This window comes from Streptomyces sp. NPDC050263, assembly GCF_040655955.1.
Lineage (GTDB): Bacteria > Actinomycetota > Actinomycetes > Streptomycetales > Streptomycetaceae > Streptomyces.
The window spans coordinates 61,228-71,649 of sequence record NZ_JBFAKW010000040.1 but is presented as its reverse complement, the minus strand read 5'-3'; the positions used below and the strand labels follow the sequence as shown (position 1 = coordinate 71,649).

The window sequence follows — 10,422 nt, the reverse complement described above, 5'->3', positions numbered from 1 at the left end:
CCCCACCCCGGCGGCCGAGGCCGAGCCGGCCGCGGTCCAACGGGCGTGGGACGGCTCGGAGATGCACGACCGACCCGGCCCGGGGCCGCCTCGACCTCGACGGGTCGTCGCCCCCTGTCCCCGGCGGACGCCCGCAGCGCGGGACGGCCGCGCTGTCCGGCGTGCCTTTCGCGCTTCCGTGCTCGTCAGGGCACGCCCGGGTCCGTCGGCCGGCGAGGGTTGCCCGGTGCGTCGGCGCGGGTCCGGTGGGCCGGTGTGCCGGGTCGCTGCCGTGCCGGGTGCCGTCGGCCCGGGGTCTGGTGGCCGGCGTCGGCGCCCATGGCTCGACGCGGCCGGGCCCCTTCGCCCGCTCCTCGCCCGCCTCCGCACGGCATCGGCGCACGACGACGACGCGGCCGGCACCGTCGCCCCGCCCGGCCGGCGAGCACCTCGTCGCGCAGGTCGAGCGGGTAGGTGTGCACGGTCCGCAGGATGCGGCGGGGCCCGCGCCCTCGCCGCCGGGCGTCGGGCGTCGGGCGTCGGGACCGCGCTGCCGGCTCCTCGCCGCCGCGTCCGGCCCCGGGAGCAAGTCGGCCGGGATCGCGCTGCTCGCGTCCTTGCCGCCCGGTCCCGGGATCACGCTGCCGGTTCCTCGCCGGCCCGCCGGGCCCCGGGAGCAAGCCCGCCCCGTCCGGATCGCGTCGCTCGCGCCCTTGCCCTCACGCCCCCTCCGGGGGCAAGTCGGCCGTCGTCCTCGCCGTCCGTCCGAATCGCGTCGGCCTTCACCTTGTGTGCGCTGTCTGGAGCACACGGGCGTCGTCTTTCGGGTGCAGTCCGAGGCTCGCAGGTCGCCGGGCGGTGTGGCATTTCATCCCCTTCGCTCCCTCGTTTCGCCTTCCTCCCGCCCCCTCGCGTCCCTCCGCTCGCCCAGTCGCACCCGCCAAATGCCCCCATTCCCTCCCCCCTTCAGCCGCCCTTCCGGCCCGGCCCTCTTCGCCCCCGCCTCCCGATCGAGCCCGTCGTGCCTTGCCCGCGCCCCTCCGATCGCGTCCTCCCGCGGCCGCGTCGCACTCGTCCGCACCCCGACTCCACCCCGCCCGCAACGCCCCGCACCCGGTTCCACACACCCCGCAACCGTCGGTTCGGCCGCCCTTCGTGGCTCTGTGCAAGCGTGCGGATACTGTTCAACCTCTTGACGGGAGGCAACCCGAACAGCTCAGCTTAGAGTTCACTAGTTGGACATAGACGGGGCCTCGCTGAAGCGGTCCCGCGTGCGGGAGGTCGTCGTGGAGACTCCGGGGTCGCAGTCGTCACTGCACCGAGCCAACCTGGAGCGAGTCGTACGCGCCGTGCGTCTGGCCGGGTCCCTCACGCAGGCGGAGATCGCCCGGACGACGGGGCTGTCCGCCGCCACCGTCTCCAACATCGTGCGCGAGCTCAAGGACGGCGGCACCGTCGAGGTGACGCCCACCTCGGCCGGTGGACGAAGGGCCCGCAGCGTCAGTCTGAGCGGCGACGCCGGCATTGTCATCGGAGTCGATTTCGGCCATACGCACCTGCGTGTCGCCGTGGGCAACCTGGCCCACCAGGTTCTTGCCGAGGAGGCCGAGCCGCTCGATGTGGACGCCTCCTCCACGCAGGGGTTCGACCGGGCGGAACAGCTGGTCAGCCGGCTGATCGAGGCCACCGGGGTGGACCGTGCGAAGGTCGCCGGAGTCGGTCTCGGCGTGCCCGGACCGATCGAACTGGAGTCCGGCACGCTCGGTTCCTCCGCCATCCTGCCCGGCTGGATCGGCACCAGACCCGCGGAGGAGATGAGAGGCCGCCTCGGCGTGCCCGTGCACGTGGACAACGACGCCAACCTCGGCGCCCTCGGCGAGATGGTCTGGGGCAGCGGAAAAGGCGTTCGTGATCTTGCTTACATCAAGGTCGCCAGCGGTGTCGGCGCCGGTCTGGTGATCGAGGGGAAGATCTACCGGGGTCCCGGCGGAACCGCAGGGGAAATCGGGCATATTACACTCGACGAATCCGGCCCGGTCTGCCGCTGCGGTAACCGTGGCTGCCTGGAGACCTTCGCGGCCGCGCGGTACGTGCTCCCGCTCCTCCAGTCCAGCCACGGCACGGACCTGACGATGGAAGGCGTCGTGCGGCTGGCCAGGGACGGAGACCCGGGCTGCCGTCGGGTGATCGCCGACGTCGGCCGACACGTCGGCAGTGGAGTCGCCAATCTCTGCAACCTGTTGAACCCGAGCCGGGTGGTGCTCGGCGGTGATCTCGCCGAGGCTGGTGAGCTGGTGCTCGGGCCGATCCGGGAGTCCGTCGGCCGCTATGCGATCCCGAGTGCGGCGCGTCAACTCACCGTTCTCCCGGGGGCACTTGGTGGTCGTGCGGAGGTGCTCGGAGCACTCGCTCTCGCGCTCGGCGAGATGGGTGATTCGACCCTTTTGGACGGCACGCTGACCGCAGCGACACCTGCCTTCACTTAGAGAACGAATGACGCCGTTGCCATCTCGTTAAGTATTTACTTCTTGACGTCGCACGTGTGGCCGAGTTGACTTCCAGCCACCTCGGCCGCAGCGCTGCGGCCCTGTCAGGGAGGCACACCCCAAATGAACGCAACGATGCGTAGAGTCGTGATCGGCGCCACCGCCGTCTCCATGGCGCTGTCGATTGCCGCGTGCGGCAAGGCAGGCGACGACAAGGACAGCGACTCCGGCAGCAGCAGCTCGGGCGACAAGTCCATCGGCCTGCTGCTCCCCGACAGCGTCACGGCGCGGTACGAGAAGTTCGACAAGCCGTACTTCGACGCCAAGGTCAAGGCGCTCTGCGCCGACTGCAAGCTCGAGTACGCGAACGCCGCGGCCGACCCGGCCAAGCAGGCCCAGCAGGTCAGCAACATGGTCACCAAGGGCGTCAAGGTCATCGTGATCTCCGCCCAGGACTCCGCCGCGATCAAGTCCTCGATCCAGTCCGCCGTGGACAAGGGCGTCAAGGTCGTCGCGTACGACCGTCTCGCCCAGGGCCCGGTCAGCGCCTACGTCTCCTTCGACAACGTCAAGGTCGGCGAGCTCCAGGGCCAGGCCCTGCTCGACGCCCTCGGCGCCAAGGCGACCACCGCGTCGAAGGTCGTCATGATCAACGGTGACGACGCCGACCCGAACGCCGCCCAGTTCAAGGAAGGCGCGCACAAGATCCTCGACGGCAAGGTCACGATTGCCTACGAGCAGTCCGGCCTGTGGAAGGACACCGTCGCGGCCCAGAAGATGTCCGCGGCGATCACCCAGCTGGGCGCCAAGAACATCGCGGGCGTCTACGCCGCCAACGACGGCATGGCCGGTGGCATCGCCAACACCCTCAAGGGTGCGAAGATCAGCAACATCCCGCTGACCGGCCAGGACGCCGAGCTCGCCGCGATCCAGCGGATCGTCGCCGGCACCCAGTCCGCCACGGTCTACAAGGCCTACAAGCCCGAGGCCGAGACGGCCGCCGAGCTCGCCGTCAACCTGCTGGAGGGCAAGGACATCAAGTCCCTGTCCACCACCACGCTGACCAGCGGCTCCGGCGACAAGGTGCCCTCGACGCTGCTGACCCCGGTGTCGGTCACCAAGGCCAACATCAAGGACACCGTCGTCAAGGACGGCCTGTACACGGTCGCGGACATCTGCACCGCCGAGTACGCCGCCGCCTGCAAGGCCGCCGGCCTCCAGTAGGCACCCGGCCCCGAGGGCCGGCCCGCTCGAGCCGAGACTCGAGCCGGCCCTCGGGGCCACCGACCGCCCCGCGGTCGCGTGAGACCTGTCCGACGCCCGCCCCACCTCAGACCCCGCTGCCGGGGCGGGCGTCGGACGGAACCGTTGCCGAGAGCGCAGCGGATTCACGCATGTTCATCCTGTAAACCTCGTGCGTCGACGTCGCGTACCCCGTGACTCGCGCACATCCCTCCGCGCCTGTCTTTGCGCGCGGCGGCATCCCCGCCGGTCAGGCGGCGAAGGAGATGGTTCACGTGTCCGCTACGCCCGTGCTGGCGTTGCGCGGAGTCTCCAAGCGATTCGGTGCGGTGCAGGCACTCACCGACGTCGAGCTGGAGGTCCACGCCGGAGAAGTGGTCGCCCTGGTGGGCGACAACGGCGCAGGAAAGTCCACCCTGGTCAAGACGATCGCCGGAGTGCACCCCATCGATGAGGGAGTCATCGAGTGGGAGGGCGAGCCGGTCAGCATCAACAAGCCCCACGACGCCCAGGGACTCGGCGTCGCGACCGTCTACCAGGACCTCGCCCTGTGCGACAACCTCGACGTCGTCGGCAACCTCTACCTCGGGCGTGAGCTGCTGCACCGCGGCGTCATCGACGAGGTCACGATGGAGAAGAACTCCCGCGAGCTGCTGTCCACGCTCTCCATCCGCATCCCGAGCGTGCGCATCCCGATCGCCAGCCTCTCCGGCGGCCAGCGTCAGGTCGTCGCCATCGCCCGTGCGCTGATCGGCGAGCCGAAGGTCGTCATCCTCGACGAGCCCACGGCCGCCCTCGGCGTCGAGCAGACCGCGCAGGTCCTCGACCTGGTCGAGCGGCTGCGCGAGCGCAACCTCGGCGTCATCCTCATCAGCCACAACATGGCCGACGTCAAGGCGGTCGCGGACACCGTCGCCGTCCTGCGCCTGGGCAAGAACAACGGCTCCTTCCCCGTGAAGGACACCAGCCACGAAGAAATCATCGCCGCGATCACGGGAGCCACGGACAACGCCGTGACCCGTCGTGCGGGGCGTCGCACCACGGAGGCGGCAAAGTGAGCGACACGTCGAAGACCGTGAAGGGCGACGACTCCTCGGAGCCCGGGAAGGCCACGACGGTCACCAAGACCGAGGGCGTCGTCGAGGGCCAGGACACCGTCGCGCCCTCCGACGACCCCACGGCCGCGCCGGTCGCCGTCGTCGACCCGCGTCTGCTGGTCCGCGAAGAGGGCTTCAAGGGCTATGTCACCGAGTTCAAGCGCAAGGTCAAGGGCGGCGAGCTCGGCCAGATCCCGGTCGTCCTCGGACTGATCGTCATCTGGACGATCTTCCAGCTGCAGAACGACCGCTTCCTGAGCGCCGACAACCTCTCCAACATCAGCTACTTCCTCTCGGCCACCGGCATGCTCGCCATCGGCCTGGTGTTCGTGCTGCTGCTCGGTGAGATCGACCTGTCGGTCGGTTCCGTCAGCGGTCTGGGGTCCGCGCTCTTCGCCGTGTTCGTGGTGGACCACGGCATGGGCCCCTGGCTCGCGCTGGTCCTGGCGATCCTCACCGGCATCGGGATCGGCGCCCTGCAGGGATGGTTCTTCGCGAGGATCGGCGTACCGGCCTTCGTGGTGACCCTGGCCGGCTTCCTCGGCTGGAACGGTCTGATGCTCTGGCTGCTGGGCTCCAGCGGCACGATCAACCTGCCGTCGGACTCCGGCCCGATCCACCTGCTCGGCCAGAACTCCTTCTTCATGGACCAGGCGATCATCGGCGCCTACATCCTGGCCGGCCTCGCCGTCGTGCTGTCCCTGGTCGGAAACCTCGGTGAGCAGCGCCGTCGCAAGGCCGCGGGCGTGCCGTTCCGGCCGACCAGCGAGATCCTGCTGCGCGTGGGCGCGCTCGCCGTCGCGGCGTTCGTCTCCGCCGCCGTGCTGAACAACGCGTCCGGTGTCTCCAACGCGCTGGTGATCTTCCTGGCCGCGCTGGTGGTCGTGGACTTCGTGCTGCGTCGTACGACGTACGGCCGCAAGGTGTTCGCGGTCGGCGGCGGCATCGAGGCCGCCCGTCGTGCCGGCATCAACGTGCCGATGATCCGGATCACCGTGTTCGCCATCTCCGGCGGCTTCGCGGCGGTCGGCGGCATGTTCTTCGCGGGCCAGACCGCGGGCGCGTCGCTGAGCGCCGGTGGCGGCAACACCCTGATGCTCGCCATCGCGGCGGCCGTCATCGGTGGCACCAGCCTCTTCGGCGGCCGCGGCACCGTCTGGTCGGCCCTGCTGGGCATGCTGGTCATCCAGTCCATCCAGACCGGTCTCGACCTGCTGAACATGAACACCTCGATCCAGTACATGATCACCGGTGGTGTTCTGCTCGGCGCGGTCGTCATCGACTCCGTCTCGCGCAAGAGCCAGAAGGCCGCCGGTCGCGGCTGATGTCCCACGTGGCGTGACGTGCCCGGCATCTGTTCAGATGCCGGGCACCGTCATGTCATGGGAAGGCCTCATTCTGGGTACCGCCGTTCGGGTGACCTATGACGCATGGGCCGGACGCCGTCCGCCCGGGCGGAACATTAGACTCGACAAGCCCGGCAACAGCTCGATCAGCTTTTACTGCAAGGAGGCACGGGTGCCGCTGCTGACCCGCATCAGGGGACCGCGTGATCTGGACCGGCTCAGCCCGGAGGAGCTGGACCAGCTGGCAGAGGAGATCCGGACCTTCCTGGTCGACGCCGTCTCCAAGACCGGCGGCCACCTCGGCCCCAACCTCGGCGTGGTCGAGCTCACCATCGCCCTGCACCGGGTCTTCGAGTCCCCGAAGGACAAGGTGCTCTGGGACACGGGCCACCAGTCCTACGTCCACAAGCTGCTCACGGGCCGGCAGGACTTCTCCCGGCTGAAGATGAAGGGCGGCCTCTCCGGCTACCCCTCGCAGGGAGAGTCCGAGCACGACGTCATCGAGAACAGCCACGCCTCCACGGTCCTCGGCTGGGCCGACGGCCTGGCGAAGGCCAACCAGATCCTCGACCGCGACGACCATGTCGTCGCGGTCATCGGCGACGGGGCGCTCACCGGCGGCATGGCCTGGGAGGCGCTGAACAACATCGCCGACGGCGACCGCCCGCTGGTCATCGTCGTCAACGACAACGAGCGCTCCTACGCGCCCACCATCGGCGGCCTCGCCAACCACCTCGCCACCCTGCGCACGACGGACGGCTACGAGCGGTTCCTGGCGCGCGGAAAGGACATCCTGGAGCGCACGCCCGTCGTCGGCAAACCCCTCTACGAGACCCTGCACGGCGCCAAGAAGGGCCTCAAGGACTTCATCGCCCCACAGGGCATGTTCGAGGACCTCGGCCTGAAGTACGTCGGCCCGATCGACGGCCACGACATCGAGGCCCTGGAGTCCGCGCTGGCCCGCGCCAAGCGGTTCGGCGGCCCGGTGATCGTGCACTGCCTCACCGAGAAGGGCCGCGGCTACCAGCCCGCCCTCCAGGACGAGGCCGACCGCTTCCACGCCGTCGGCAAGATCCACCCCGACACCGGACTGCCGATCGCCACCTCCGGCGCCGACTGGACCAGCGTCTTCGGCGAGGAGATGGTCGAGCTCGGCAAGGAGCGCGAGGACATCGTCGCCATCACGGCGGCCATGCTTCAGCCGGTCGGCCTCGACAAGTTCGCCAAGGCCTTCCCGGACCGGGTCTACGACGTCGGCATCGCGGAGCAGCACGCCGCCGTCTCCGCCGCGGGCCTGGCCACGGGCGGAGTGCATCCGGTGTTCGCGGTGTACGCCACATTCCTCAATCGTGCCTTCGACCAGGTCCTGATGGATGTCGCCCTCCACAAGTGCGGTGTGACGTTCGTACTGGACCGGGCCGGGGTCACCGGCACCGACGGCGCCTCCCACAACGGCATGTGGGACATGTCGATCCTTCAGGTCGTCCCCGGCCTCAGGCTCGCCGCCCCCCGCGACGCCGACCAGGTCCGCGCCCAACTGCGCGAGGCCGTCGCGGTCGACGACGCGCCGACCGTCGTCCGCTTCTCCAAGGGCGCCGTCGGCCCCGCCGTACCGGCCGTAGGCCGCGTCGGCGGCATGGACGTGCTGCGTGAGAGCGGCACCGACACCCCGGACGTGCTCCTGGTCTCCGTGGGCGCCCTCGCCCCGATGTGCCTGGAGATCGCGACCCTCCTCGACCGGCAGGGCATCACCACCACCGTCGTCGACCCGCGCTGGGTCAAACCGGTCGACGAGGCCATGGCCCCCCTCGCGGAGCGCCACCGCGTCGTCGTCACCGTCGAGGACAACTCGCGTGTGGGAGGCGTCGGCTCGGCGGTCGCCCAGGCCCTGCGCGACGCGGGCGTCGACGTCCCGCTGCGCGACTTCGGCATCCCGCCCCGCTTCCTCGACCACGCCTCCCGCGCGGAGGTCATGGCGGAGATCGGCCTGACCGCCCCCGACATCGCCCGCCAGGTCACCGGCCTGGTCTCGAAGCTGGACGGCAAGTACGGCAGCGCGGCGGCCGAGGTCGACTCCGTGGAGCCCGCTCGCGACTGACCCCGCCCGCTGCCCGGTCGCCTCCCGCGCGCGGGACGGCTGCCACGGTCAACCCGACACGCCCGGATGGGCCGGTTCCACCACTGCGAAGGGTGGTGGAACCGGCCCATTCGCGTTAACCCGTCCGCGCCGGGGCATACGCAATACGCCCCCTCTCGATCATGTCGAGGACGACACAGCGTGGGAGGTACGACCGTGAGCAGCACCCTCTTCCGGACGAAGAAGGTCGAGCAGTCCATCCTCGATACCGAGGAGCCGGAGCACGCGCTCAAGAAGTCCCTGTCCGCACTCGATCTGACCGTCTTCGGCGTCGGCGTCATCATCGGCACCGGCATCTTCGTGCTCACCGGCACGGTCGCCAGGAACAACGCCGGCCCCGCCGTCGCCCTGGCCTTCGTGGTGGCCGGGGTCGTCTGTGCGCTCGCCGCGCTCTGCTACGCCGAGTTCGCCTCCACGGTCCCGGTGGCCGGCTCCGCGTACACCTTCGCGTACGCCTCCCTGGGGGAGCTGCCCGCCTGGATCATCGGCTGGGACCTGGTCCTGGAGTTCGCGCTCGGCACGGCGGTGGTCGCCGTCGGCTGGTCCGGGTACATCGCCTCGCTGCTGGACAACGCCGGCTGGCACCTGCCGGAGGCGCTCGGCGTGCGGGACGGGGCCGACGGCTTCGGCTTCGACATCCTCGCCGCCGCGCTGGTCCTGGTGCTCACCGGCATCCTGGTGCTCGGCACCAAGCTCTCCGCGCGCGTCACCACGATCGTCGTCGCCGTCAAGGTGACGGTCGTACTCACCGTGATCATCGCGGGCGCGTTCTTCATCAAGGGCGACAACTACGACCCGTTCATCCCCGAGGCGCAGACCGTGCCGGCGGGCGACAGCCTCCAGTCGCCGCTCATCCAGCTGATGTTCGGCTGGGCGCCCTCCAACTTCGGTGTGATGGGCATCTTCACCGCGGCCTCCGTCGTCTTCTTCGCCTTCATCGGCTTCGACGTCGTCGCCACGGCCGCCGAGGAGACCAGGAACCCGCAGCGCGACATGCCCCGCGGCATCATCGGCTCCCTGATCATCTGCACCACCCTCTACGTCCTGGTGTCCATCGTGGTGACCGGCATGCAGCACTACACCGAGCTGTCCATCACCGCCCCGCTCGCCGACGCCTTCAAGGCCACCGGGCACCCCTGGTTCGCGGGCTTCATCAGCTTCGGCGCCGCGGTCGGCCTGACGACGGTCTGCATGATCCTGCTCCTGGGCCAGACCCGCGTCTTCTTCGCGATGAGCCGCGACGGACTGCTGCCCCGCTTCTTCTCCCACGTCCACCCGCGGTTCCGGACCCCGCACCGGCCGACCATCCTGCTCGGCGTGATCATCGCGATCGTCGCCGGCTTCACGCCGCTGAGCGAACTGGCCGAGCTGGTGAACATCGGCACGCTGTTCGCCTTCGTGGTCGTCGCGATCGGCGTGGTCATCCTGCGCCGGTCCCGCCCCGACCTGCACCGGGCCTTCCGCACTCCGTGGGTGCCGTTCATCCCGATCCTGTCGGTGTGCGCCTCGCTCTGGCTGATGCTCAACCTCCCCACCGAGACCTGGCTGCGGTTCGCCGGCTGGATGGTCGTCGGGTTCGTCGTGTACTTCCTCTACGGCCGTTCCCACAGCCGTCTCGAACGCCACGAGGAGATCACCGCCGAGGCCCTCAAGCCCGGCGACGACACCGCGTGACAGGCCCCGGCGCTGCTCGGGACAGGCGTCAACCGCGTACCGAGCGTGGGCCCGTCACCTCCGCGCCGAGTTCCGTCACCCGGCGGCGCAGCTCCCGGTCGGCCGTGACGACCAGACGGGGGCGGCCGACGGCCCCGGCGACCAGCTCGACGACGCGGTCGTCCCCGCTGCCGGGCGCCGCCTCCACCCGCACGCCGGGCACCGGCCGCACCCCGCGGGCCGCGCCCTCGACGACGAGGACGATCTCCACGGGCCCCGAGCGCCCCGGCAGCCCGCCCGCCGCCAGCCGGTCGCGCAGCCGCTCCGCGGCCCCCCGTCGGTCCCGCCACCACCCGTCGGGCACCGATCCGACGACGTTCGCGGCATCGACGATCACGAGCAGCGCGATGTGGTCATCCATGCGGGCCAGCGTCGCACGGACGGCGGCTCGAACGTGACCCGCGCGCGGGCTTGGTGAAGGG

The 10,422-nt window shown here is 70.2% G+C and carries 7 protein-coding genes; 6 read left to right on the top strand and 1 reads right to left on the bottom strand.

Annotated features, from left to right (window positions below; all coding sequences use genetic code 11):
* Nucleotides 1–1,265 precede the first annotated feature (1,265 nt).
* The 6 genes from AB0J04_RS20005 to AB0J04_RS19980 all read left to right on the top strand — a co-directional run bounded on the left by AB0J04_RS20005 (nucleotide 1,266) and on the right by AB0J04_RS19980 (nucleotide 9,961).
* Complete coding sequence (locus tag AB0J04_RS20005) at nucleotides 1,266–2,465, top strand: ROK family transcriptional regulator (RefSeq protein WP_363169833.1); 1,200 nt, start codon at nucleotides 1,266–1,268, stop codon at nucleotides 2,463–2,465.
* A gap of 135 nt (nucleotides 2,466–2,600) precedes the next feature.
* Nucleotides 2,601–3,689: a substrate-binding domain-containing protein gene (locus AB0J04_RS20000; protein WP_363169832.1), complete on the top strand. Its 1,089-nt coding sequence runs from the start codon at nucleotides 2,601–2,603 to the stop codon at nucleotides 3,687–3,689.
* A 284-nt stretch (nucleotides 3,690–3,973) separates the two neighbouring features.
* Complete coding sequence (locus AB0J04_RS19995) at nucleotides 3,974–4,765, top strand: ATP-binding cassette domain-containing protein (protein ID WP_363169826.1); 792 nt, start codon at nucleotides 3,974–3,976, stop codon at nucleotides 4,763–4,765.
* Nucleotides 4,762–6,129 carry a sugar ABC transporter permease gene (locus AB0J04_RS19990; protein ID WP_363169825.1) on the top strand — a complete coding sequence of 456 codons (1,368 nt, stop codon included), beginning with the start codon at nucleotides 4,762–4,764 and terminating at the stop codon, nucleotides 6,127–6,129. Before AB0J04_RS19995 ends, AB0J04_RS19990 begins: the two co-directional genes overlap by 4 nt.
* Before the next feature lie 193 nt (nucleotides 6,130–6,322).
* Complete coding sequence (dxs, locus tag AB0J04_RS19985; protein ID WP_363169831.1) at nucleotides 6,323–8,248, top strand: 1-deoxy-D-xylulose-5-phosphate synthase; 1,926 nt, start codon at nucleotides 6,323–6,325, stop codon at nucleotides 8,246–8,248.
* Between the two features lie 195 nt (nucleotides 8,249–8,443).
* Complete coding sequence (locus AB0J04_RS19980) at nucleotides 8,444–9,961, top strand: amino acid permease (RefSeq protein ID WP_363169824.1); 1,518 nt, start codon at nucleotides 8,444–8,446, stop codon at nucleotides 9,959–9,961.
* A 28-nt stretch (nucleotides 9,962–9,989) separates the two neighbouring features.
* On the opposite strand, the gene AB0J04_RS19975 is transcribed toward AB0J04_RS19980, so the two are convergent.
* The gene (locus AB0J04_RS19975) at nucleotides 9,990–10,361 is read right to left on the bottom strand and encodes an NTP pyrophosphohydrolase (RefSeq protein WP_363169823.1); all 372 of its coding nucleotides are present in this window, start codon (nucleotides 10,359–10,361) and stop codon (nucleotides 9,990–9,992) included.
* Nucleotides 10,362–10,422 lie beyond the last annotated feature (61 nt).